Origin of the sequence: Kolteria novifilia (assembly GCA_007748055.1) — a bacterium.
Classification (GTDB): Bacteria; Planctomycetota; Planctomycetia; order Kolteriales; family Kolteriaceae; genus Kolteria; species Kolteria novifilia.
Genome location: CP036279.1, coordinates 7,245,866 through 7,270,230, shown reverse-complemented (window position 1 = coordinate 7,270,230; position 24,365 = coordinate 7,245,866). Strand labels below are relative to the sequence as shown.

Genomic DNA, 24,365 nt, shown 5'->3' with positions numbered 1-24,365 from the left:
TCGATGAGGGAGATACGGGCATGCGCTTGCGCGGAAGCATCCTTCGGTTCCTCGGGACGACTGGCCTCGCACGGCGACTACGCCACATGGGGATGGCGGCGGTTCTCGGCGGGTTGGCGTCGACACTGGTCGCCGCTGGACCTGCCTATGCCGAGGATGATTTGGTCCACCTTCGCCAGCCGGTCTTCAAGATTCCGGTCCAGGTCGCGCCAAACAAGGCCCGCCTGATCAAGGAGCTGCGGCTCTTTGTCTCGACCGACCTTGGCCAGACCTGGCAGATGATCGAGACGGCTGATCCCAGTCGCAAATCGTTCACCTTCCGGTCACAAGAGGATGGCGAGTACTGGTTCAGCCTTGTCTACGTCGATCGCAAGGGCCGGGCCGAGCCGGAGAACGTCGAACGGGAAGCCCCGGGACTTCGCGTCGTCGTCGACACGCAAGCGCCGCGGGTGCGCCTCGATTCGCTCGCCGAACGGGACGGCAAGATCGGCGTCGCTTGGAAGGTCGATGACGAGAAGATCGACCTCGAGAGCCTCAAGCTCGAGATTCGTGGCGCCCACGAAACGAGTTGGCGCGAGCTGACCGTTCCGAAGATGATTGACGGCGAGCGCCACTGGATGGCCGACACGGGAGCCCCCTACCAGGTGCGGGCGACCATTCGTGACCGGGCCGGCAACGAGACCGTCGAGGAAGCGACCATCGCCGTTGCCGCGAACTACCCGGTCGAGAAACCGGCGGACCCCGGTCTTCGCCGCGTCGCCGCCAACCAACGCGAGTCGATGCCGACCAGCGATGCCTATCGGGTTCCGGCCGCTCCGCCGAGTGCTCGTCTTCGGACGGAACACTCCGCCACCACGTCGAACGCTCCGGTCTTCGATCGCACGCGCTACGATTTGCCCGCCGACGAGAAGCCGATGCGAGAGGTTCCGCGGATGAGTGACTACGTGACCGCCGCGGAGACGCCGCGTGATCAGTACGTTTCGCAAGCGAGCCATCTGGTCCCGGTCGCGAGCACCAAGCCGAAGGTTCAGCAGGCGTCCGCCGTCGAACCGCAACCGCAGCCCAAGCCGGTGGAGAAGCCCAAGCCCGCGCCCAAGCGGATCCCGCTGCTGAACACGCAGAGTTGTGCAATCGACTACGCCCTTCGCGGCGTCGGCCCCGCCGGCATCGGCAAGGTCGAACTCTACTACACGAAGGACAACGGTCAGAGCTGGAAGCTCTACGGCGAGGACAAGGATCGCACGCCTCCGTTCGAGGTCGTCCTGCCCGATGAGGGACGCTATGGCATCCGCGTCGTCGTCACCAGTCGCGCCGGATATGGCCAGGCTCCGCCGAAGCCCGGGGACGCTCCGCAGAGCATTCTCGAAGTCGACACGACGCCTCCCGAGGCCGAGTTGTTCCAGCCGACGCCCGATCCTCAGTCGCGGACCGATTCGCTCCTGATCTCCTGGGCGGCTCGCGACAAGCACCTGGGCGAGAAGCCGGTGAGCCTCTACTTCGCCGAGTACCCCGAAGGGCCCTGGTACGCGATCAAGACCGAGCTCAATCCGACCGGCCAGTACAGTTGGCGGGTGCCGGCCAACATCCCCTATCAGGTTTACCTTCGCCTGATGGTGACCGACATGTGCGAGAACGTCAGTGTCGCCGATACGCCCGACGCGGTCCTGGTCGACCTGTCGCGTCCCGAAGCGGATGTCATCGGCATCGCGACCCTGCCGAGTGCCGCCCCGACTCGCTAACGGTGGCCAAACAAATACCATCGTCGACGGCTCGGCCCCTCTGGTCGGGCCGTTGGCATTTCTTGTGGGCGACTGGCGCGGTGGAGTGACGACCGCGGGGCTTGGGAGATGGCCGATGCCCCCATAGGATCTCCCTGTGAGGATTGTCAGCTTGGAACGGTCCTCGAACGACGATGATTTGCGCGAAGGACGGACACCATGAGTCTTGACTGGAACGACTCCGAGGAGATCGGGATCCAGCTCTTTGAAAAGTACCCCGACCTCAAGCCGCTCGAGGTTCGCTTCACCGACTTGCACAAGTGGGTTTGCGAGCTAGAGGAGTTCGAGGGCGATCCCACCAAGAGCAGCGAAGGCATCCTCGAGGCGATCCAGATGGTCTGGTACGAGGAATGGAAGGAAGAGAACGAGTAGCGTCGGGAACCGCGACCGCCGGGTGGGGCGAACCGAATGCCGCCCAGGTCGCTATTTCTCGAACGACGGCATGAGTCGCCGGTAGGCGGCTTCGTCGATCTCCCCGGCAAGGAAGCGATAGGACAAAAGGTAGCGGTGCATGCGCCGAGAATCGCTGTCGAAGCGGTCGGCACGTAGGAGCAGCCGAGAGAGACTGCTGTTGTCACGCAGGTCCGAGAGTTTCACTTCTCGGGCGATCGGGTTGTCCTTGCACGCGATGACGTAGTCGGCATACGAGACGCCATCTTTGTGCGTGACCAGAGCCAGGGTGGCGAGCGTCTCCTCGCTGAAGCCAGCCTCGCGCAGGTCCTCGAAGGTCACGTCCGTATCTTCCACCACATCGTGGAGAATCGCGACGATCTGGGCCTGCTCGCTTTCGACCCCCATCATCACCCGAATCGGATGGAGGATATAGGGCTTGCCCTGTCTGTCCTTGGTTCCCGCATGGGCGCCGGCCGCGATTTCCAGGGCCAACTCGAGTGTCGCCATTTGAATTTCCTCCCGCTGCGTCGTCCAGGGGTTCGATCAGGCACGATCCGCCGGAAACGCGACCACCTCCTGAATCGACGTCGCGCCGAGGGCGAGCATTGCCAGGCGGTCAAAGCCGAGAGCGCAGCCCGAACAGCGCGGCAACCCAATCTCCATGGCGCGCAAGAGCCGCGAATCTGTCGGCAATGAGGCCTTTTTTTGCCCGATTCGTTTCTCATTCTGTTCGTTTTGGCGACGGGTGAGCTCGTTTGCGTCGCGAAGTTCCTGGTATCCGTTGCAGAGTTCGATGCCGCGGACGAATAGTTCGAACCGCAGCGCCGTCGTCACGTCGCCCTCGGTCGCCACTTCCGCGAGCGCCGCCTGCGAAGGTGGATAGCCGTGTAGCAAGATGGCGTCATGCTTGGCCAACTCCGGCTGAACGCGAGTGGCGAGCAGAAAGTCGAGGAGATCATCGCGTTCGGCTTCCCGATCGTGGAAGCCGGCGGACTGGGCGACTTCGGCGAGTTGAGCATTGCCGGCGGTGAACGGATCGAGGTCGAGTGTCCGCCGGAATGCTTCGCGGTAGCTCCAACGTTCCGCGGGAGCGGTGCCCAGCAGCGCTTGGGCAAGATCGCTGATCTCCTCCATCAGGAGGTTGGCGTCGGCATCGACGCGATACCACTCGACGATGGTGAACTCGGGGTTGTGCAGCGGGCCAAATTCGCGGTCGCGGAATGCTCGGGTGATTTGGTAGATCGACCCCGCGCCGGCGGCGAGAAGTCGCTTCATCGCGAATTCGGGCGAGGTTTGGAGGAAGTGTCGCTCCCCACTCGCCCCCTCGACGGCGATCGGATCGAGATAGACATCGACGCAGACGTCGCGAGAAAGGACGGGGGTTTCGACCTCGAAGTAGCGCCGCTCCTCGAAGAATCGGCGGGTTCGGGCGAGCAAGGCGGCACGCCGTTTGAGGTTGTCGACGTTCGCGGATGGAAGGGCGAGCTCGGGAGAGCGATGGGAGACGCTCTCCCGGTCTGAGCCTGGTGCACTTGAGCGCCCTCGGCTCAAGTCTGTTGGACTTGAGTCCGGTTGGCTCAAGCTCACTTCTTGTCCTCGCGGGCCCGCTCGATGTAGCTGCTGGTGCGGGTGTCGACTTTGATCAGCTCGCCCGTCTCGATGAAGATCGGCACTTGCACCTCGGCGCCGGTCTCGACGGTCGCGGGCTTGGTGACGTTGGTCGCGGTATTGCCGCGAGCGCCCGGCTCGGTGTACTCGACCCGAAGAACCAAGTGGTTCGGTGGGGCGAAGGCGATCGGGTTGCCGTTGTAAAAGGTGACCATGCACATCAGCCCATCCTTGAGCCATTTGGCATCGTCGCCAACTTGCTCGGCGGTCAGGGTCGGCTGATCGAAGGTGGTCGGATCCATGAAGACGTAGTTCTCACCATCTTGGTAAAGGAACTGCATCTCGGTGTCCTCGACGTCGGCCCCTTCGAGCGATTCACCACTCTTGTAGGTACGGTCGAGGACCGTGTTCTTGATCAAGTGCTTGAGCTTGGTCTTGTAGAGCGCCTGGCCCTTGCCCGGCTTGACGAAGTTGCACTCGACCATCAAAAAGGGTTCGCCGTCGATCTGGACTTTGAGCCCTTTGCGAAAGTCGCTTGTATTGTACGATACCATCTCGCAACGAATCCTTTCGGATAGGTTCTAAGCATTCGCGGGTGCGTTGAATTCGACGCAAGGGTTCCATCGCGTCGATACGAATGACCAGTCGGTTTGGAGTTCCGGTTGATTCGGAGTTCCGAACTCTAGCCGCTCTCTCGCCGCCAAAGTCCCGGAAAGATGCACAATATAGCAAGTCCCCAAACGAATCCTAGGCCCACTTGGCGCAAGGCCTTGGCGCAAGCGATTCGCGATCCGGACGAGTTGTGCGACTTGCTCGACCTGCCCAAAGAGATTCGAACGAGCGCCCGCGCGGCGTCCAAACTCTTTCCCCTCGTCGTCCCGCGAGAGTTCGTCGAGCGTATGCGGCCGGGCGACCCGAACGATCCCCTGCTGCGTCAGGTCCTTCCGCTGGACGCCGAAGCCGAGGAGGTGCCGGGGTTCACCGTCGACCCCGTTGGCGATGCTCCCTCGCGTCGGGCGGACGGCTTGCTTCACAAGTACCACGGACGGGCGTTGCTGATCACGACGGGAGTTTGCGCGGTCCATTGTCGCTACTGTTTCCGCCGCCACTATCCCTATCACGAAGAACCGCGCGGGCTGGAAGCATGGGAGCCGGCGCTGGCCTGCTTGGCCGACGATCCCTTGATCGCGGAAGTAATCCTTAGCGGCGGCGACCCGCTGACCCTTACCGACGAATGGCTGGCGCGGCTCGCATCACGATTCGAGGAGATTGGTCATCTCCAACGGCTGCGGGTCCATACACGGCTGCCGATCGTCTTGCCGCAGCGCGTTGACGACGCGTTGCTCGCGTGGCTCACCGGGACCCACTTGCAGCCGATCATGGTCGTGCACGCCAACCACCCCAGCGAACTCGACGATGCGTGCCGGCAGGCCCTACGCCGGCTGGTCGACGCGGGTGTCCTTGTCCTCAATCAAGCGGTCTTGCTCAAAGGCATCAACGACGACGCGGCGACGTTGGCGCGGCTCTGTTTGGAGTTGGTCTCGCTTCGGGTGATGCCCTACTACCTTCATCAAGTCGACCGCGTCAGCGGGGCCGCGCATTTCGAGGTTTCCGAGGAGCGGGGGCTTCAGTTGATGGAGGACCTCCGTGGGCAGCTGCCTGGCTACGCCCTGCCGAAGTACGTTCGCGAAGTCTCCGGCGAAGCGAGCAAGATGCCCGTCGAGTTGGTGTCCCTATCTTCTGTCAGTCAGAATTTTGCCTGACGCAAATCCCGGAAGAGACCCCCTCTAACTCCCCCTTGGACAAGGGAGAGCAGGTCGGTACTCCCTGCCAACGCGTCGGGTCCGATCGCGATGCCTCCCATCGCGGCTAGACAACCCCTGCGGGGTTGGTTTTCCTCTCGGTCGGTACCCAGGGTGCGCGAAGCGCGACCCTGGGCTTCAATAGAGAACGGCGTTGCCGTTCGGAAAGGTCGGGCGTTGCCGTTCGGAAAGGAAGACGTTGCCGTTCGGAAAGGTCAGGCGTCGTCGTTCGGAAAGGTTGGGGCGTTGGTGCTTAAAAGGGAAAGGATCGCGGCTAGAGTATCCGCGATCCTGGTGTCCTGATTGGTTGATTCATCGCCGAAATGACTCTTGGGTGCCATTCCCGAGCTCGCTGTGGGCATGCGAGAAACGCCTGTGATCGGGCAATCTCCCGCATGATCACAGGGCCGAGTGATCATGAACGAACTTGCCAGCCAGGACACTAGTGCATCATCCATTCTTAATTTTTGGGTAGAGTCGGGCCAGTTTGGTGCGTGCTTCGTCGATTTGTAGTTGCCAGTCGACGCCGCGCTGCTTCTGGTTGGTCTGATCGGACCAAGCCCCGATTTCGTCTCGTAATTCGTCGAGTTCGCCGACGCGTCGACCGGTCAGACACTGTCGTGTCATCGCGCTCAGTTCGCATTCGGCGACGTTTAGCCAGCTCCCATGCTTCGGAGTGTAGACGAACGTGATTCGCTTGACATAGGCACGTGCCACGGCAGGCTCAAACAACTCGTAGAACGCTCCCTTGGTGTGGGTGTTTAGGTTGTCGAGAACCAGCGTCACTTGCTGGCAATCGGCGTAGCGAGTGTCGAGCAGTTGCGCGACCTCTTGCGCCCAATCAACCTTGGTGCGTTGCGACCTGGCCGTCGCTTGGCGAAAACCTGAAAGCGGCTCGCTGAACATGAAGATGCTCGCCGTTCCGTTTCGTTCATACTCGTAATCGACTCGCTTGGGATGGTCCTTGGCAGCTTCAATCGGCTGCCTTGTTTCTTTGATCAGCTGGACCGGTTGCTCGTCCATGCAAATGACCGGATGGTCTGCATCGTAGGGTCTTTCATAGGTTTCGAGGACTTCCTCCATGCAAGCGACGAACTCAGCGTCGTTCTCGGGGGGGATCACCCAATAGTCGATCATACGCTTGGTCATGCGATTTTTTTTAGCGTCTTGCGAACGGTCTCGGGACAAATGGATTCCACTACCTCTAGTTTAACCAATTGATCGGCAAGCAGTTGCAGCGTCCACTTGCCGTATCCCTTGGGCGGCTCTCCCAGACGCATGGCGATTAGTCTTGCTTCGGCCTGCCCGTCGAGCTTCGGCGGAGTCGGTGGCTTCTCGCGTCTCATTCCATCCAATGCCAACGCAAAACTCTCGGTGACTAGGCGTTTGCGTAGATTCTCAACGGTCTGGACACGACAACCAAAAGCCTCGGCAATTCTCTCATCCGTCCACGCCGGACCGTTGGCGTCTGTCTTCAAGAGCATTTGTGCCCGTCGAACCTTCTGGGAGGAGCCTTTGAGCTTCTTGATGACCGCGTGACAAGTTGCGCGTTCCTCTTCCGTGAGGCGAACGATGTACTTCTTGTTCATTGGGAAACCTCCGTGCTTTCCAGGAAGCAGCAAGTTTCCTCGAACAGAAGCAATCAACCAACCCGAAATCCTAGGATAGATGAACCACTAGGCTCCGTCTCAAATGTCGGCTCTGGCTTCGGCTGGCTACGTTGCCGCGGGACTTTGTCGGTCTGCATCGACGAATCCAACGGATTCGCCTGTTTCGACCTCCTCGTCCCCCACCAACTCGCTGTGCCTCGGGCCGACGATCAACTCTTGAGACGAAGCCTAGAACACTGGCCCATCTACCTTTTGGGGTGGCACTGGCTGCTTGTCAGCCGGAGCCAAAGGGTTTGGGTGGCACGAACACCAACTTCAGGTTGGAGCAGAGCACTAATAGGACAACGGCCTCGTCGGCGAGGTCACTCCTCTGGTGGGCGATCGATATTTTCCGGGCGGCGGATCGACAACTGCCTGAGCCGACGACATCACTCCTCGGGTGGGGCCATGGGGGGGATGGAATCGAGCGGGAGCGGCGAGTCGGCCCAGAACTGGGCGTCGTTGGTCTCGGCGATCTGACGCGGGTCGGCGCTCGCGAATGGCGTGTCGGCTTGGGAGATGAGCGAACCGGCCGAGCGAGCGACGGCGGCATCGGCGCTCGCCACGTCGGCGTCGCCGGGGAAGATGCTCGGCTCGGGATAGGCCGCCGACAATGCCGCCGAGGGATTCATCGATACCCCACCATAAGCGATCGTGACCATGTGGAACCGATCGCGTCCATCGCGCTTCGTGTGCCGACGAGTGGTGACCACCGGCTCGGCGTGCGACGGTTGGGCCTCGCGCGGGACCTTGTAGATCGACGGGTCGAGCAACGCGGAGCCCTGGAGCCAGTCGGCGTCGCCGACCTTCTGGATCAGCGCCGCGACCATCATCAGATCGAAGAGATTGTGCAGATCGGCGAACGCGGGATAGCGCGACTCGAGGTAGGGAAGCGCGGCGGTGAAGCTCTGGGAGAAACGATCCCAGTCGGCGCTCGCCTTGCCCGTCCCCCTCTTGTTGCCTTGGGCATCGACCATCACCGCCTCGTTGAGCAGCTTGAGTCCGGGGCCGTTGAATTTGACGAGCGTCCCTTCCTTATTGCGATCGAAGGGCTTGTAATCGGGTGTGAACCACCAGCGGGCGAGCGTCGTCGAGAGCTTTCCCTGCTCGTTGAGATCGGTCAGCACATCGAGATGGCTGGTGATGCCGCGGACCTTCTCGTCGCCCATCGCCATTCGCTTCATCAGGTAGTCGGCTTCGAGCATGAGCCGAGCGAACCGAGATCCGTCCGGGACGCCGCTGGTGACCGTGGTCTGAAGCCCGAGAGCGTCGGACACCTTCTGGGCGAGGTCGCGTTCTTCGCGGGAGTTGCGCGGAATCTTGGTGACGTTGGATGCTTCTTGGGCGGCGGCGAGCCCCGACCGGCGCGGGTCGATGGAACAGGAGACCTGGCCGGGACCGTCGAGCACGCAGCGGAGGGCCGCGACAAGATCCTCGAGTTGCAGCATCGGCCGACCCGTGGTCAACCCGACGGCGCGGCCACCGACCTCGCCGGGCGACTCTCCCCGGCCGATGAGGACGATGTCCTTCGTCTCGGGGACGAACTGGACATAGTCGACGGTGGTCAGACCAGCGACGTTCTTGACGTTGTCGGGGATCTCGTCGCCCTTTTCGAGGGCCCTTCTCAGTTCCCGATCGAGGCCCTTGAGCGAGACTTGTCGTAGCGCCGAGGGAGGTGTTTCCTTGCCGGTGCGGATGCCGGAGAGTTCTCGTTTGGCGGTTCGCCCCTTGGAGGAATCAAAGCGGAGGACGCCATCGGGATCGACGATCACGCCTCCCGCGCCGCCGAACTGGGCCATCGCCGGCGTGGCGACGAGGAAGCAACAGATCGCGGCGAGTGTCCGACGAGTATTCATCAACGAGCCCTCAAGGAGTTGACTGTTCTCCGTGCCACGGCAGGGTGGCTCTCGCGCTGTTCGCTCGTGCCATTCTACCCGCTGGCTCGCCGGTCGTCAGGCGTCGTTCCGCTGGTCCACGCGACTCGACGCCTCGGATGGAGGTCGCCGTGTAGTCCAGCGCCTTTCTGGCGCATCAGAACTCGAAGATTTCTCCGCCCGCTTTTGACGCCATCGCGCGATAGATCGCTCCGTCGATCGCATCGTTGAGGAAATGAACCGTTCCATCGCCGAAGAGGAAGTTGGCGCCGCCGGGATGGTGGCTTCGAAAGGTGATGCACTCCGAGGCGTTGCTGATGGCGTTCTCTTGGTCGCTTGCGGCCAAGGCTCGGAAATTGAAGGAGTTGACCGAATGCGCCGTCGTCGTCCAGCTCTCGTAGCCCCAATTCTGCCAAGCGCACCAGAAGCCAACGACCTCGCCGACGAAGATCGTTTTGGAGAGCCCGTCGGTCACTTCGTTTGGCCGGGCGCTGTAGCCGCTGCGTCCGATGACGCCGCGGGTGAACGAGGCCGCTCTCGACGTGGGATAGGTCGCGTTGGAGTCTTGGCCGAAGACGGGATGGACGCCGACACCCGCCGGCGAGTTGTTGCGATGATCCCCCACGCTGGCGGCATAGTTGGTCGCGGACAAGTCGATGTCTCGTGCGTCGGTCGAGCCTTCGTGGAGTCGTCCGGCCGCGGGATCGGAGGGACAGTTGGCCGCCGCCAAGGGCTGTTGGATGAGGGCGAGATTGGGAGCGACGAGCCCCCTGCGCTCCATGTTCATCCGGTCGTAGATCGCCTGTTGATCGATGAACGGCAAGAGGTGAACCATCCAGCTTCGTCGAGTCTCCGAGGCGTTGCCGTTGCCGCCGGGGACGGAGTTGTCGAGCCGCGTGGCCTGCACCGGCAAGATGCCGTGCGTCTCCATGTAGTTGGAGAGGGCGACTCCCCATTGCTTGAGTTTGCTAACGCATTGGACTCGGCGTGCCGACTCGCGGGCTTGCTGGACGGCCGGCAGCAAGAGGGCGACCAAGATGCCAATGATGGCGATGACGACGAGGAGTTCGACGAGCGTAAAACCGGTTCGCGAGCGTCTCATAGAGAGGTCTCCGATCGTGACGTGTCGATGACGGGAACGAGACTCGTTTGCCCACACAAACAAGGTCGCGACGAGAACGACCGAAGCGTCAGCGACGACGTGGTACGCGACGAGCCACGCACCAGCTTCGGCGACCGTCTCGGCGCAAATGATCGTGATCCGGGACAGCGACCCGACGAACGCAACGGAGTGCGAAATCGGCTCGACCGAGTGTTCAGACCACGTCCGAAACAGACTTTCAGTCCGAGAGAAGTGCCCCAAGAGCATGGGAGTGGAGTGGAACGCCATCACGTGCTCTCGCAGCGATGGCGATGGAAAACGCGCCAGGACTCAATCCAAGCCTCTGGGCATGGTTCGTGCCCAGACGTCGTGAAGACTTCTGACGAGTTCTTGCCGGCCCCACCCAACAAGCTCGCACTGAGTCTAATGGAGGTGGGAGTCGGTTGCCAGGACTAGTCTTGAGGTTTCGATGTCGCGTCGCTGATGGTGTCTTCCTGAAGAAAACCTCCGTCGAGCGCGACTTCCCGTAGAAGCGTCTTGTTGTGCAGAAAGGGCTGTTCGCCGAGTTCGGCCCAGCGGACGGTTCCGTTTTGGCCGATGACGAAGGTTCCGTGCCAGAGATGGCCCCGTTTCTCCTCGGGCGTTTTGGGGAGTTCGTAGACGCCGTATTTTTCGGCGATCCGGTTGTCGGCGTCGGAGAGGACGGGGAAGTGGAAGGCGCCGTATTGTTCGTAGCGCTCGCGAGTTTGTTCCGGGGGATCGGCGCTCATCGCGACGACACTGGCGCCCAGTTCCCCAAATTTACCCAGATCTTCATCGAGGCCAAAGAGTTGGGCGACGCAGTGATCGCACCAGTAGCCGTAGTAAAAGACGAGGACAACGGGGCCCTTCTCCAAGACACGGCTGAGACGGACGGCTTTGCCATCGACGTCGCGGAGCATGAAGTCGGGAGCGGGCTTGCCCAAGAGGGGATGTTCCTGCGATTCCACGAAATATTCGTCGGGATCGTTGAGGAGTTCCTGGAGTGGTCCGGAAAGAGCGTCACCCTTGCGAAACCGGAGATAGCGATTGGCGTCGGCGGCGATATTCTGCGGTGGTTCGGGTTTGGTGAAGAATTTGTAGCCGGTCCAGACGAAGAGGGTCGCGCCGACGAGCATGAGGAAGCCGATAAAGGCGATCTCGCCCCATCCGAGCTTGGCGGCGGCTTCGCGATCGGGCGCGTTGGCAGGGGTATTGGAGGTCGGCTCGTGATTGGGCGGGGCGGTTCGGGTTTCCATTGCAATCCTCGAACGGGTATCCTCAATAGGTGGTCGTACCTTCTATTCTTACGGGGCCCGGGGTGGCCAAGGAAGGCGTCGAATCGGCGAAGATCGTCTCGTCGGCGAGGTGATTGCGGCCAGCCCGGGTTTTGTTGCATATCATCCTGGGAGGTTTATGCGGACGGTGCCATCGTCAAAACCGGCGCAACCGCATCGGCGACCCCATCGCGCGGCGATGGAACGATGGTGGTGGAATCATCGTAGGTCCGTCGGTATCGCTCTTGCAAATTTGCTGGGCGTACCGTAGAGACCGGGTTCGATGGGGCACGACGAAGACCGTCGGTCGTGGTGCCCGACCAAAACGTGCGAGAGTAAGCTAGGAAAGGGAGACTTCGGAAGATGGATGCAGCCAAGGGAGATACGGAAGATCGTGCCGTGGCCAACATTCAAGAGCGCGTGATCGAGATCATTGCCGAGCAAATGGGCGTCAGCAAGGATCAGGTCAGCAGCGAGACCTCCTTCGTCAATGATCTTGGCGCCGATTCGTTGGACCAGGTCGAGTTGGTGATGGAGCTTGAAGAAGAGTTCGACATCACGATTCCGGATGAGCAGGCCGAGCACATTCAGACGGTCGGCCAGGCGGTCAAGTATATCGAGGAGCATTCCTCTTAGTTCCAGTGAGTGCGGGGAATCATGCCAGGACGGCGAGTGGTCATTACGGGCATGGCGGTCCTGACGGCATTGGGGAGTGACCTGAAGTCATTCTGGCACTCCCTCTGTGATGGCCGTTCAGGAATCGGGCCCATTGATCTGTTCGATACTTCGGACTACAAGACCCGCTTCGGCGGTCAGATCAAGGATTTCGATTCCACCCCCATTATCGATGCCCGCGATCAAAAGCGACTCGATCGCTTTGCAAAATTTGCCGTGGTCGCGGCGGCTCACGCCGTCGACGACAGCGGTATCGATTTCGGGGCCGAGAACCCCAGTCGCGCGGGTGTCATCATTGGCACCGGCGTCGGTGGGCTTTGGGAGATCGAGGATGCTCATAAGAAGCTTGCTCGAGGTCCCGATCGTCTAAGCCCCATCATGATTCCCCGGATGATGGCCAATTCCGCGCCGGGGGAACTTTCCAAACGCTACGGCATCCAAGGGCCGACGTGGGCTGTCTCGACAGCTTGCGCCTCCGCCTCGAATGCCATCGGCGACGCCTTCCGCGCTATCCAACGCGGCGACGTCGACATTATGCTCACCGGGGGGAGTGAAGCGGCGATCACGCCTCTTAGTCTCGGCGGTTTCAGCGCGATGCGAGCTCTTTCGCAACGCAACGACACCCCGACCGAGGCGAGTCGGCCCTTCTCCCGCGATCGGGATGGATTTGTCCTTTCCGAGGGAGCGGGGATCGTGATCTTGGAGGAGTACGAGCACGCTCGTGCCCGCGATGCCAAGATCTACGCCGAGATTCTCGGCTTCGGCTCGACCTCCGATGCCTATCACACAGTTAAGCCCGACCCCGAAGGTCGGGGAGCCGCCAACGCGATGCGCACGGCGCTCTTCGACGCTGGGGTCACGCCGGGGCATATCGACTACGTGAACGCTCACGGGACCAGCACTCCGCCGGGCGACCTCGCGGAGACGGTGGCTCTCAAGAGTGTCTACAAGGAACGGGCGACCGACGGGTTGTCGATCAGCAGCACCAAGAGCCAACTTGGGCACCTCCTTGGGGCCTCGGGCGGTGTTGAAACGGTGGTGACGGTGCTGTCGCTCTACTACGGGGTGCTTCCGCCGACGATCAACCTCAATGATCCCGATCCGGAATGCAACCTCGACTACGTCCCTCATACGGCTCGGGAGATTCCCGCGCGGTACGCGATGTCGAACAGTTTTGGCTTCGGCGGCCACAACGCGACGATGGTGCTCTGCGCCCTCGACGGGATTCCCCGCCGATACGCCCAGCAGGCGGCGTAGCTCTTAGGGTGGGTCTTGGCCCACCCCGAGGACGAAACAGTGGGGTAGGCGTTGGCCCACCTTCGAGACGAGACGTTAACAGGGCGCTGGTTCCCGGCCGTCAATGCCGTGTTCGCGTCGATCGGCGGCACAGGCCCCGTTTGCGGAGCGGGCCTTGACCTACCCCTCCTGAGTGAACAGGTCGTCGGTTGCTGCACCCCGGCTCAGAAGTCCCGGCCAATGGGCTGATCGTCGTTGCGGATGCCGAGCGATTGGTAGACCGACAAGTCGATGCTCTCGTTGATGAAGCGAACCGCTCCGTCCGCGAGCGCGAAGTGACAGCCGCCGGGGTGGTGGCTGGCAAACGCCCGCGAAACTTCCTGGTTGGTCACGACTCTCGCCGGATTCACGTCAAACGTATTGATCGACAGGAACGTCGACGAGAGAGTCGAGTAGAGCGAGCTGCTCGACTGCATCCAGATTCCTCCCGCCCACGACGAGTAGTACCCCGGATTGCCTGACTGAAGCTGCACGTAGCGCGATTCGCCCAACAGAAAGACGCGCGACGTGCCATCGGTGATCTGGGCGACTCCCACCGACGAGTTGTTGAAGAAGATTCCGTTGTAAAAGAAGACGCGCCTCCCTCCGAAGGTATTGCAGCCGTCGTAGGCCGCAGTGGCGCTCGCCCCGCCGCCCATCACCCCGAGGTAGTTGCTCGAAGCGTTGCTCGGGTTGGCGTTGGGATCCGAGGGGCACTCAAATTTGGGAAGTCGCCTCTTCTGCTCCGACTGATTCGGTTCCGCGACATCGTAGCTCGCGGTTCCCGTCTGCGCGAAGAAGGCGAGATCGAGATTGAACCGATCATGGCGTGCCTGCTCATCAAGGAAGGGCAACACGAGGACGCTCCACGGCGCCCGGCCACTTCGGTTGCCGTCGCCGAAGGGCAAGACGCAGTTCTGGGTCGCGCTGGTACTTCGCACGCTGACCACGCCTGGTGGGAAGAAGCCGTGCGTCGACTGGTAGTTGTGCAGGGCGGTCGCCAACTGCTTGAGCTTGTTGGCACAGGAGGTTCGTCGAGCGGCTTCGCGCGCCTGTTGCACGGCAGGAAGCAGAAGTGCGACCAGAATTCCGATGATCGCGATGACGACCAGCAATTCGACCAACGTGAATCCGTCCCGTGACCTTCGCATCGCTATTTCCCCTTGTTCCCCGTGACTGTGCGGCCAGGCTGTTCGCGCAGCGTGCCGGTGACGCAACCGCGAGATCTACTCTCGGGTTGGTTGACGGCTTGAACTGAATGAAAGACGTTTCGTTGGGCCCCGAACGTGCTCCAAGATCTTCGAGTCGCGCTCGCCCGATCTTCGCCTGCCGCATGGATGGGGTCAAGGGTGTAGTGCTGGGGCGAAAAAAATGGTTGACGCGTCGCTTCCAACGTCTTTTCCCAGAAGCTCTTGCCACATCTTCGCCATGCGACCGCGTTGCCGACGGCGTGGGCCGGCCCTATCCTGGTCCTCTCCGAGCAACGATGACGAGCCGAAGTGACCTCGTTGCCGATCGCGGCAATACGATTGGGTGAAACCATTGAGCGACTCCCTTTCGCAGGGACTCAACCCCGCGCAGCGCGAAGCCGTCCAGACACTCCGTGGCCCCCTGCTGGTGCTGGCGGGGGCCGGGACGGGCAAGACCCGGGTGATCACCGTCCGGATCGCGAACATCATTCGCCATGGAACCCCTCCCAGCCGAATTCTCGGGGTGACCTTCACTAACAAGGCCGCCAAAGAGATGCGCGAACGCGTTGGCAAGATCTTGGGAAAAGGGGCCGAGGAGACACCGCTGGTCACGACGTTCCACTCGCTGGGCGTCGATATACTCCGCAAGGAGGCGGACAAGCTCGGCTACAAACGCGGCTTCACCATCTACGATCGTGGCGACCAGGAGGGAGCCGCCCGCTCGGCCCTCCGGCAAGCGCGCATCGCTAGCGACCAACTCGGCCCTGGGGCCCTGCTCGCGCAGATCAGCAACTGGAAGATGCAGGGGATTCTCCCCAAGGCGCTGCGGTCCGATCATGCCGATGACGCGACCCGTCTCGCCTCAATCGCGTACCGGCACTACGACGAGATCCTGGTCAAGGCGGGCGCATTCGACTTCGACGATCTCCTCTTTCGCGTGGAACAACTCTTTCGCGAGTTCCCCGAGACCCTCGAAACCCACCAGCGCCGTTTCGACTACATCCTCGTCGACGAGTATCAGGACACCAACGCGAGTCAGTATCGGATGGTGAAGTTTCTCGCCGGCGGCCACGGCAACCTCTGCGTCGTCGGCGACGACGACCAGTCGATCTACGGTTGGCGCGGAGCGGAAGTGAAGAACATCCTCGGCTTCGATCGCGACTTTCCCAGTGCTCGCGTCATTCGGCTGGAGGAGAACTACCGCTGTTGCCCGAACATCCTCAAGCTCGCCAATCAACTGATCCGCAAGAATCTCGAACGGCATCCGAAGGTGCTGCGGCCTTCGCGCGTCGCCAGCGACCAGCCACGCTTCGAGAAGTATGAGGATGAAGAGAAAGAAGCCGAGATGGTCGTCCGCGACATCCTGTCGACCCACTCTCGGGAGAGACGCCCGTTCAGCGACTTCGCGGTGCTCTTCCGCACCAACGAACAGGCGCGACCGTTCGAAACGCAATTCCGGGCCCAGAACGTCCCCTACGTCCTCGTCGGTGCGTTCTCCTTCTTCGACCGGCGAGAGATTCGCGACATCGTCGCGTACATCAAGGTGCTCGCCAACCCGCTCGACGAGATGAGCCTGCTTCGGATCATCAATACGCCGGCGCGCGGGGTCGGCCCGAGCGTGGTCGAGAAGCTGCTCGCTCGCGCCGTCTCCGCGGGAAAGAGCCTTTGGGAGGTGATCCCGTCGGCCATCGAGAGCAACACGCTTTCCTCGAAAGCGGCGACGGGCCTACGGCAGTTGGTGGCGACCCTCGACGAAAGTCGGCGGGACGCCCAGCCGGGACGGCTCGCCAACGCGATTCGCGATCTGATCGAGCGGGTCGACTACGGCAGCGAACTCGCCAAGCAACATCCGGCGGTCGAGGACCAACGTTCGCGGCGTGAGTCGATCAACGAACTACTCAACATGCTCACCCGTCACGACCAAGGGAGCGGCGATCGCACGCTCGGCGGTTTTCTCGAACGTATCACGCTCGAGAGTCAGGAGACCTCCGCGGAAAAGGATCGCAAACGCGACGCGGTGATGTTGATCACGTTGCACGGCGCCAAGGGGCTCGAATTTCCGCAGGTCTACATGGTCGGGATGGAAGAGGGGCTTCTGCCGCACGAACGGAGTCTCGACAGCACTTCGGGCATCGACGAGGAGCGCCGCTTGGCGTACGTCGGCGTGACGCGCGCCAAGGACCGACTCACACTCACCCGCGCCGAGACGCGTCGCCGGTTTGGCCAGCGACGGGCCACCCAGCCGTCCCGATTCCTTCCGGAAATGTTTGGCCTGCCGGAATCGGGTCCCGCGTCGACGGGTCGGGGGGGCTCTCAGGGGGCTCGCGGGAGAAAGCCGTCGCATCGTCCGCGATCGGCCGGTCCGCGCGGCAGTCGTTGAGGATCTCCGTTTCCCGATCCCACTCCACGTAAGCCGAATCTTCACAAATCGGGCGTCTCGTCGTGGTCCGAGGTCGCCCACTGGACCAAATTCTGGCACTCCTGGCTCAGGGTGCAAACGACTCAAATCCGAAATAGTAAGTGTTCTTGTGAAAATGGAACCTTGGATTCGGGAGAGAATAACTAAACTCAGATTGTGCTTGAAGCCATTGCAGAGATCTGGTCCTCGGTTGGATCAGCGTCGACACCTCCGACAGGAAGAGAAAAGGCATTTCGAGATGCATGTCAGGGTGCCTTCCATGTCATCGAGTCTCAACGTGGTCACCGTTGAACGCGGGTTGCTCATTCTTCTCGATCACGATGATGTTAGTGGGCCAATGGCGAATGAACGCCTGGCTCAAGAGTTGGTTTCCCTCTGTCCTCATGTCGCCGACCGGACGCTCTACCTTGACTTCTCGGGCGTCCGCTCGATTGACAGCGATGTGTTGACATTGCTTCTTCGGGCGCGGGCGAGCTTGGTCAATGTCTGCGCCCAGTTGCAGCTCTGCACGGTTTCCGAGAACGTTCGCCATTGTTTGAAAATCAGCCAACTCGAGCGAATCTTCGACGTTCGGGAATATCCCGACGGACCCAAACATATGCCGATGGCGGGCGCACCGTCGACTCCGTGGCCGCTGGGCGCCATTGCCGAGAAGGTGAGAGACAGCGGATGTCCCGATCAGTCGGCGGTTTGCCGACGGATCGCCCAGTGGCTTAGCGAGGACTCCCATCGTGTCTTGAAAGACGCGATCGTTCGCTTCGCCACGCCAGACTCCGGAAAGCCCCGCGCCACGATGACCTCCCGCTAACACGCCATGCTTCTTTTCTCGCTGAATGTCTTGATTGGTTCGTTCATTGCCCAAAACCCTCGGGTGCCAATGCCCACGCTCGCCGTGGGCATGCGAGAAAGACCCACGCTCGCCGTGGGCATGTGAGACACGCCTGTGATTGAGCAATTTCCCACACGATCTGAGGTCCCTTCGTCGCCGGCAGCGAAGAGATCAATGGGCTGCTAAGACGCTGAAGCCCGTAGGAGACGATCGTGAACTGCTTCCCACTCGGGCTGCCGAGGAGGGCGTTCGATCACGATCCAATCGACATCGCTTGCCTCGAGGGTTCGTAGCGCCGCATACAGTTCGGCGGCGTAACGTCGTGGGTCGGACGACATCCGAAGCACGATCCCCTCCCTCGCCGTCACTTCTTCCGACGTTCCCCCTTCCCGAGCCAGATAGCCAATTCGCTCTCCCACTCGAGCCTGATCCAAGGTGCGGTTGAGTTCCTCGGAGTCGACACACCTCGTGGGGATCGAGGGGGCATAGTGACGCTCCTGCTGGCCGGGCGACCGGACGGTTCTGTCGAGGCCGGAGTCTCTTCCCTTTCCCTCAACCGTCGTTCCCAAGCAATCTTCGAGTTCCCCGTGGCTCACCGCGCCGGGGCGGAGCAATCGTGGCACCGCGCCGGAGAGATCGACGACCGTCGACTCGATGCCGACACGGCAAGAGCCGCCATCAAGAATGAGGTCGACGCGGCCTTCGAGGTCGTCGCGGACGTGCTCGGCACGTGTTGGAGAGATATGAGTCGCGAGGTTGGCGCTTGGTGCCGCGACGGGCAAGTTCGCGCCGCGCAACAGTTCGAGCGCCACGGGATGGGCCGGCATCCGCAATCCCACCGTCGGCCCTCCCGCGGTGACGAGATCGGAGACCTCCGGTTGCCGGGGCAAGACGAGCGTGAGTGGGCCCGGCCAGAACCGTCGCGCCAATTGCTGGGCGGAGTCGGGCCAGTCGGTCACCAGTTGTCGAGCGTGGTTGATGTCGGCGACGTGGACGATCAGCGGGTTGGAAGCCGGGCGCCGCTTGGCCGCGAAGATGCGGGCGACGGCAACATCCGAGCGGGCATCGGCCCCAAGGCCATAAACCGTCTCGGTCGGAAAGGCGACCAACCGACGGTCGCGCAGGACGGCGACGGCGCGCGCGATCGCGGCGGGTGCCGGATCGTCCGGATCGATGGCGAGGAACTGGGTCGTGGTTCTGGGTCGCGACAACCGTGGTTCCCTTGGTGGAGGAGAGTTTTTGTCGGTGCCGGGATGACATCCGCATCCTGCTGTCTTACCATGCCAAACGGGGTCGTCGACCAAATGCTCACCACCGGAGAGAGTTCCATGTTCGAAATCCTGCCAGAAACCCACGGACGTATCGTCGGACTCAAGGCCTCGGGCAAGCTGACCCACGAGGACTACCAGGCGATCATTCCCGAGTTGGAAAAGCGAATCACCGAGGAGGGCAAGCTTCACGTCCTCGTCATCCTCGAAGAACTCCACATGCCCGAGATGAGCGCGATGTGGGACGAGCTGAAGTTCGACGCCAAGCACGGCAAGGACTTCGACCGTTGCGCCATCGTTGGCGATCGCAAATGGGAGAAGTGGATGGTCAATCTCTCGAAGCCCTTCTTTCCCTCGAACATCAAGTACTTCGATGCCGCCGAGCTGGACAAGGCTTGGGAGTGGCTCAAGGAAGATCTGTAACACTCCCGAACGACGGGAGCGTCGTTTTCCCGCCCAGCGGGCCGAGCCAGTTCACCCAACGGTCCGCCAATGTCCTGATTGGTTCACTCACGACCCAGCAACTCTTGGGTGCCATGCGCACGCTGGCCGTGGGCATGCGGAAGAGGCCCTCGATTCGGCAAGATCCTGCACGACCGATGGACAAGACTTCATGCAACGAACTTGCCGATCAGGACACTAACCCAACCTTGAGACTCGGAGAGGTCTTACCATGCGAGTAAGTCGAACAGTGCTTTGCCTGACGGTTGTTCTCTTGGGCAGTTGGTTGACGGCCCGTGCGGCGGAGCCGTCGACGAGCGCCAAACGCGCCGTGGCGATGAGCAACGCCGCCGAGGCCTTAACCGCCTCCCTCGACGAGAGCCAGAAGGCCCAGGTCGAGTTGCCGTTCGCCGACGAGAAGCGAACCGACTGGCACTGGATTCCCAAACCGCGGCGCAAGGGCCTGGCCATTGGCAAGATGAACGCCGAGCAGCGCGAGCGAGTCTTCGAACTCGTCAAGGCGGGACTGAGCGACGAAGGCTACGACAAGGCCCGCAAGGTCATCATTCTCGAAGAACTCGTCGGGCACCTCGAAGGTAGTCAGGCGACGCACAACCGCGATCCGGGTCGCTACTACATCACGATCTTTGGCAAGCCCGCTCCGAGCGGCGAATGGGGCTGGAGCTTCGAGGGACATCACCTCTCGCTCAACTTCACGCTTGGTGGCGGCAAGGTTGTTTCCGCCACGCCGATCTTCCTCGGAGCCAACCCGCGGTTGATCCACGAGAAGTGGTCGCTCGGCCCGCCCGTGGGAACACGTGGATTGGAGAAGGAAGAAGGGCTCGCGCGCGACCTCTTCAAGTCCTTGTCCGGCAAGCAGCGCGAAGCGGCCCACATCGCGATGGAGCCGCCGCAAGAGCTACGCGGTGGCCCTCCCGCCAAGCTCTACGGTGGCGAGCCCCTCGGGATCGCTGGGGCCGAGCTGTCGCCGGTCCAGAAGCGGTACTTGCATGCCCTGATGTCGACGTACGTGAAGAATCTCGAGCCGACCATCGCTAGCGATCTCCTCGCACGCATTGGTCGCGACAGCCTGGATGAGACTTACTTCGGTTGGTGGGGAAGTGACGATCCCGACAAGCCTCATTTCTACCGAGTCCAGGGACCGACCTTCACGATCGAGTTCGACAACACGCAGGAAGATCCGACCGGTCGCTCGGCCAACCACATTCACTCCGTTCTGCGTTCGACCAAGGTGGATTTCGGCCGGGAGGGATAAACGACAGCTCAATTGGGTGACAGGGACGTGACCGAGCTAGTCTCCAGCGACGCGCTGATTCGCCTGGCGGGAATCGCCAAGACCTACCAGATGGGCGAAGTCGACGTTCCGGTGCTCCGTGGCGTCGACCTCGACATTCCCCAGAGCCGTTTGACGGTTCTCGTGGGGCCCTCCGGATCGGGCAAGAGCACCCTTCTCAATATCATCGGTGGGATGGACCAAACCTCGAGCGGCTCGGTCCACTTTCGGCAGCGCGATCTCGCCCGCATGAACGCCCGGCAACTGACCTCCTACCGGCGCGAGCATGTCGGGGTCGTCTTTCAGTTCTACAACCTCGTCCCAACGCTCACGGCCCGCGAAAACGTCCTCGTCGCGACCGAGATCAGTTCCAATCCGATGGATCCCGCCGAAGCTCTCGTACTGGTCGGCCTCGAGGATCGTCTCGACCATTTTCCGTCGCAGATGTCCGGCGGCGAACAGCAGCGAGTCGCGATCGCGCGGGCCATCGCGAAACGCCCCGAACTCCTGCTATGCGATGAGCCGACCGGAGCGCTCGACTTCGAAACCGGCAAGCGGGTCCTGGCCTTGCTGGTGCAACTCCAGCGCGACTTGGGAACGACCGTCCTGATCATCACCCACAACGCGGCGATCGCCGCGTTGGCCGATCGGGTCATTCGGCTCCGCTCCGGCGAGATTGTCGAGCGGCACGACAACGAGCATCCGTCGAGTGTCGAGGAGGTTTCCTGGTGACTGCCCTCGACCGCAAGCTCCTTCGCGATCTGCGGAGTTCCCGAGGGCTCATCGCGACGATTGTCGCCATCAGCGCGCTGGGGACCGCCTGCTTCGTTTGTCTTCTTTCGGCCTACAACAACCTCGAGCTCGCGCGCGGCAGCTACTATGTCGCATGCCGGATGGCCGACTTCTCGATCGAACTGAAGAAGGCTCCCCTCGCGGCGCTCGAGCCGGTCGCGGGAGTCGAGACCTTTCGCCCCCGGATTCGCTTCGCCGTCACGATCGATCTCGAGGACGAGCCTCGGCCCCTCTCCGGCCAAGTCATCTCCCTGCCCGAGAAGAACTCCTCGATCATCAACGGCGTCCAACTGCGGCGCGGCAGCTACTTCAGTGGCGAGCGCGCCAACGAAGTGATCGTCAACGACGCCTTCGCCCGAGCCCGACGGCTCCGCCCCGGCGACAAGATCCATGTCTTGCTCAACAATCGCCGCCAGGAATTGGTCATGGTCGGCACCGCGATCAGTTCGGAGTTCGTCTACCTCATCGCCCCCGGCAGTTTGACCCCCGATCCGGCCAATCATGGTATCCTCTACGTCCCCGCGAACTTCGCCGAGGAGGTCTTCGACTTCGAGGGAGCCGCGAATCAGGTTCTCGCGACCCTCTCGCCCCGACACAAGGATCGCCCCGACGAGGTCATTCGGCGCTGGGAGGAAAGGCTCAAGCCGTACGGGATCTTTTCGACGACGAAGCTCGCCGATCAGCCCTCGCACAAGTTCCTAACGAGCGAACTACAGGGACTGCAGACCTCGGCGACGTTTCTTCCGACGGTCTTTTTGACGGTGGCCGCGCTTGTGCTCAATGTCCTGATGACCAGGATCGCCCAACAGCAACGAGTCGTCGTCGGCACCCTCAAGGCGCTCGGCTACACCAACGGGCAGGTCTACCGGCACTTCCTCAAGTTCGGGATGCTGGTCGGGTTGGCGGGGGGAGTCCTTGGCGTGGTGATCGGCTTCGCCCTCGCCGGGGCCCTCAACGAGGTCTATCGCCACTACTTCGAATTCCCAAGTCTGGTCAACCGCCCCTACCCTGCGGTTGTGCTCGGTGGCATCGCGATCAGTCTGGTCTTCTCGGCGATCGGGACGCTGCGTGGAGCGTGGACGGTGTTGCGTCAGAGCCCGGCCGAAGCGATGCGCCCCGCCCCCATGAAGCCGGGCGGCGCGACGCTCTTGGAACGCATTCCGCTCCTTTGGGGGTCCCTGGGATCGGGATGGAGAATGGTCCTACGCGGCATGCTGCGGGCGCGGATGCGAACCTTCGCGGGGCTGGCGGCCGCGGCGGCGGGCGCTGCAATCCTCTTCGTCTCCTTTTTCATGATGGATGCGATCCGCGTGATGCTCGACTTCCAGTTTGAGAAGGTCCTGCTCAGCGACATCGACGTCTCGTTCAAGGACGAGCGCGATGAGGGAGCGATCGACGAGATTCGTCGTTTGCCCGGTGTCGATCGAGCCGAACCGCTGCTAATGGTTCCCTGCACGTTGCGGCATGGATCGCGACATCGGCGCGTGAGCGTGACCGGCGTCTCGCGCGGGGCACGGCTGACCGTTCCGCACGATCGCGACGGGAACGCGGTGGCGATTCCCTCCAGCGGGTTGCTCCTTTCGCGTCCGCTCGCGGAGATCCTCGACGCCCGTCGGGGAGATCGGATCATCCTCGAACCGGTCAAAGGGATCCGCGAACCGATCGAGGTCCCCGTCGCGCGGATTGTCGACAACTACATGGGGTTGTCGGTCTACGCCGACATGGACTACCTCAACGAGTTGATCGGCGAGGAGCGAGCGATCTCGGTCGCTCAACTGAAGGTCGTGCCTGGATTGATGTCGTTGCTGTCGCTCTATCGGGAACTCAAGCGGCTTCCCGGGGTCGAGGCGGTCACGCTGGTGCGCGCCAACAAGGAAGGGCTCGAACGGACGGTGTTGACCAACAGTCGGGTAATGACGACGGTGATCCTGATCTTCGCGGGGGTGATCTTCTTCGGGAGTATTCTCAACGCCTCGTTGATTTCCCTGGCGGAACGGCAACGCGAGATCGCCACCTTCCGCGTGCTCGGCTACGGTCCCTACGAGATCGGCGGGCTCTTCTTGAAGGAGACCCTTCTGGTCAACACGACCGGGGCGATCCTCGGGCTGCCGCTCGGCTATTGGCTTTGCGTCGAGATGGCCCATCAGCAGGCGACCGAACTCTTTCGGATTCCCATCGTCGTGGAGCCCTCGAGTTGGTTCATCACGGTGCTGATCGCGATCGGATTCTCACTCTTGGCGCATACGGTCGTGCAATCGGCGGTCAACCGAATGGCATGGCTTGAGGCGCTCAACGTCCGCGAGTAGCCGGCGACATTTCGTAGGTCATGCTTTTGCCTGACGCGAGTCTCGCGCGACTCCCTTTTGCCGATCAATGCACCCACTCGAGGCCGACGCGGTAGACGTCGTGTTCGTCGCCGGCGAGCGCTTTCAGATGAGCGATCCGAGCCTTGCCGTGGCGAAACTTCGATTCGAACTCGACCACCGCCCCCAGGGTCAGCGATGCCGAACCGAGAGCGAACAGCCCGACGCCGGTAGACGACTCGTCGGCGACCAGGACGGGCAAACGACCGTTGGGCAGGATCAGCGTTCCCGTGCCGTGGGGCCCTTCGACGGGCTTGCGCGCCGTTCGGCGACGTTCCTTCGTCATCGATGACAACTCCACTCTGACTTACTCTCCCA

22 protein-coding genes are annotated in these 24,365 nt (G+C 61.9%); 11 read left to right on the top strand and 11 right to left on the bottom strand.

Annotated features, from left to right (window positions below; all coding sequences use genetic code 11):
* Positions 1-20 precede the first annotated feature (20 nt).
* The gene (locus tag Pan216_RS26650; protein WP_145263043.1) at positions 21-1,739 is read left to right on the top strand and encodes a hypothetical protein; all 1,719 of its coding nucleotides are present in this window, start codon (positions 21-23) and stop codon (positions 1,737-1,739) included.
* 198 nt (positions 1,740-1,937) lie between these two features.
* Positions 1,938-2,150 carry a Fe-S cluster assembly protein IscX gene (gene iscX / locus Pan216_RS26645; protein ID WP_145263041.1) on the top strand — a complete coding sequence of 71 codons (213 nt, stop codon included), beginning with the start codon at positions 1,938-1,940 and terminating at the stop codon, positions 2,148-2,150.
* A 51-nt stretch (positions 2,151-2,201) separates the two neighbouring features.
* On the opposite strand, the gene Pan216_RS26640 is transcribed toward iscX, so the two are convergent.
* The 3 genes from Pan216_RS26640 to efp are packed head-to-tail and all read right to left on the bottom strand — an operon-like array spanning position 2,202 to position 4,333.
* Positions 2,202-2,678, bottom strand: a complete 477-nt coding sequence (locus Pan216_RS26640; protein WP_145263039.1) for an HD domain-containing protein — start codon at positions 2,676-2,678, stop codon at positions 2,202-2,204.
* Positions 2,679-2,714: 36 nt separating this feature from the next.
* On the bottom strand, positions 2,715-3,758 hold the full coding sequence (epmA, locus tag Pan216_RS26635; RefSeq protein WP_419193039.1) for an EF-P lysine aminoacylase EpmA: 1,044 nt from the start codon (positions 3,756-3,758) through the stop codon (positions 2,715-2,717).
* A complete protein-coding gene (gene efp, locus Pan216_RS26630; RefSeq protein WP_419193038.1) occupies positions 3,755-4,333 on the bottom strand; it encodes an elongation factor P in 579 nt (192 codons plus the stop codon). The genes epmA and efp overlap by 4 nt, the downstream gene beginning before the upstream one ends.
* A gap of 162 nt (positions 4,334-4,495) precedes the next feature.
* Here efp and epmB point away from each other — a divergent pair, with 162 nt between their 5' ends.
* Complete coding sequence (gene epmB / locus Pan216_RS26625; RefSeq protein WP_145263035.1) at positions 4,496-5,542, top strand: EF-P beta-lysylation protein EpmB; 1,047 nt, start codon at positions 4,496-4,498, stop codon at positions 5,540-5,542.
* A gap of 489 nt (positions 5,543-6,031) precedes the next feature.
* On the opposite strand, the gene Pan216_RS26620 is transcribed toward epmB, so the two are convergent.
* From Pan216_RS26620 to Pan216_RS26600, 5 genes are all read right to left on the bottom strand, one after another.
* A complete protein-coding gene (locus Pan216_RS26620) occupies positions 6,032-6,730 on the bottom strand; it encodes an IS630 family transposase (protein ID WP_145254028.1) in 699 nt (232 codons plus the stop codon).
* Positions 6,727-7,170, bottom strand: a complete 444-nt coding sequence (locus Pan216_RS26615; protein WP_145254025.1) for a helix-turn-helix domain-containing protein — start codon at positions 7,168-7,170, stop codon at positions 6,727-6,729. The genes Pan216_RS26620 and Pan216_RS26615 overlap by 4 nt, the downstream gene beginning before the upstream one ends.
* Before the next feature lie 449 nt (positions 7,171-7,619).
* Positions 7,620-9,086, bottom strand: coding sequence for a DUF1598 domain-containing protein (locus tag Pan216_RS26610; RefSeq protein ID WP_145263033.1), 1,467 nt, complete (start codon positions 9,084-9,086; stop codon positions 7,620-7,622).
* Positions 9,087-9,261: 175 nt separating this feature from the next.
* Complete coding sequence (locus Pan216_RS26605; protein ID WP_419193037.1) at positions 9,262-10,206, bottom strand: DUF1559 family PulG-like putative transporter; 945 nt, start codon at positions 10,204-10,206, stop codon at positions 9,262-9,264.
* 452 nt (positions 10,207-10,658) lie between these two features.
* Positions 10,659-11,483 (bottom strand): peroxiredoxin family protein, encoded by an 825-nt coding sequence (locus Pan216_RS26600; protein ID WP_145263029.1) that lies wholly within the window; start codon positions 11,481-11,483, stop codon positions 10,659-10,661.
* Between the two features lie 417 nt (positions 11,484-11,900).
* Between Pan216_RS26600 and Pan216_RS26595 the strand changes: the two genes are divergently transcribed.
* Positions 11,901-12,137: an acyl carrier protein gene (locus Pan216_RS26595; protein ID WP_145264450.1), complete on the top strand. Its 237-nt coding sequence runs from the start codon at positions 11,901-11,903 to the stop codon at positions 12,135-12,137.
* Positions 12,138-12,158: 21 nt separating this feature from the next.
* Positions 12,159-13,433, top strand: a complete 1,275-nt coding sequence (fabF, locus tag Pan216_RS26590; RefSeq protein ID WP_419193036.1) for a beta-ketoacyl-ACP synthase II — start codon at positions 12,159-12,161, stop codon at positions 13,431-13,433.
* Positions 13,434-13,636: 203 nt separating this feature from the next.
* Here fabF and Pan216_RS26585 read toward each other — a convergent pair whose 3' ends face one another.
* On the bottom strand, positions 13,637-14,602 hold the full coding sequence (locus Pan216_RS26585) for a DUF1559 domain-containing protein (RefSeq protein ID WP_145264444.1): 966 nt from the start codon (positions 14,600-14,602) through the stop codon (positions 13,637-13,639).
* A 382-nt stretch (positions 14,603-14,984) separates the two neighbouring features.
* On the opposite strand from Pan216_RS26585, the gene Pan216_RS26580 reads away from it, so the two are divergent.
* Both Pan216_RS26580 and Pan216_RS26575 read left to right on the top strand, forming a co-directional pair.
* The gene (locus Pan216_RS26580) at positions 14,985-17,021 is read left to right on the top strand and encodes an ATP-dependent helicase (RefSeq protein WP_145263027.1); all 2,037 of its coding nucleotides are present in this window, start codon (positions 14,985-14,987) and stop codon (positions 17,019-17,021) included.
* 298 nt (positions 17,022-17,319) lie between these two features.
* Positions 17,320-17,868, top strand: a complete 549-nt coding sequence (locus Pan216_RS26575) for an STAS domain-containing protein (RefSeq protein WP_145263025.1) — start codon at positions 17,320-17,322, stop codon at positions 17,866-17,868.
* Between the two features lie 203 nt (positions 17,869-18,071).
* Here the strand turns inward: Pan216_RS26575 and Pan216_RS26570 are convergent, their stop codons facing one another.
* A complete protein-coding gene (locus tag Pan216_RS26570; RefSeq protein WP_419193035.1) occupies positions 18,072-19,100 on the bottom strand; it encodes an L-threonylcarbamoyladenylate synthase in 1,029 nt (342 codons plus the stop codon).
* 117 nt (positions 19,101-19,217) lie between these two features.
* Here Pan216_RS26570 and Pan216_RS26565 point away from each other — a divergent pair, with 117 nt between their 5' ends.
* From Pan216_RS26565 to Pan216_RS26550, 4 genes are all read left to right on the top strand, one after another.
* Complete coding sequence (locus Pan216_RS26565) at positions 19,218-19,580, top strand: SpoIIAA family protein (protein ID WP_419193034.1); 363 nt, start codon at positions 19,218-19,220, stop codon at positions 19,578-19,580.
* Positions 19,581-19,830: 250 nt separating this feature from the next.
* The gene (locus Pan216_RS26560) at positions 19,831-20,874 is read left to right on the top strand and encodes a DUF3500 domain-containing protein (RefSeq protein ID WP_145263021.1); all 1,044 of its coding nucleotides are present in this window, start codon (positions 19,831-19,833) and stop codon (positions 20,872-20,874) included.
* A gap of 27 nt (positions 20,875-20,901) precedes the next feature.
* Complete coding sequence (locus tag Pan216_RS26555) at positions 20,902-21,624, top strand: ABC transporter ATP-binding protein (RefSeq protein ID WP_419193033.1); 723 nt, start codon at positions 20,902-20,904, stop codon at positions 21,622-21,624.
* Positions 21,621-23,990, top strand: coding sequence for an ABC transporter permease (locus tag Pan216_RS26550; RefSeq protein WP_145263019.1), 2,370 nt, complete (start codon positions 21,621-21,623; stop codon positions 23,988-23,990). The genes Pan216_RS26555 and Pan216_RS26550 overlap by 4 nt, the downstream gene beginning before the upstream one ends.
* A 64-nt stretch (positions 23,991-24,054) precedes the next feature.
* Here the strand turns inward: Pan216_RS26550 and Pan216_RS26545 are convergent, their stop codons facing one another.
* Positions 24,055-24,333: a hypothetical protein gene (locus tag Pan216_RS26545; protein ID WP_145263017.1), complete on the bottom strand. Its 279-nt coding sequence runs from the start codon at positions 24,331-24,333 to the stop codon at positions 24,055-24,057.
* Positions 24,334-24,365 lie beyond the last annotated feature (32 nt).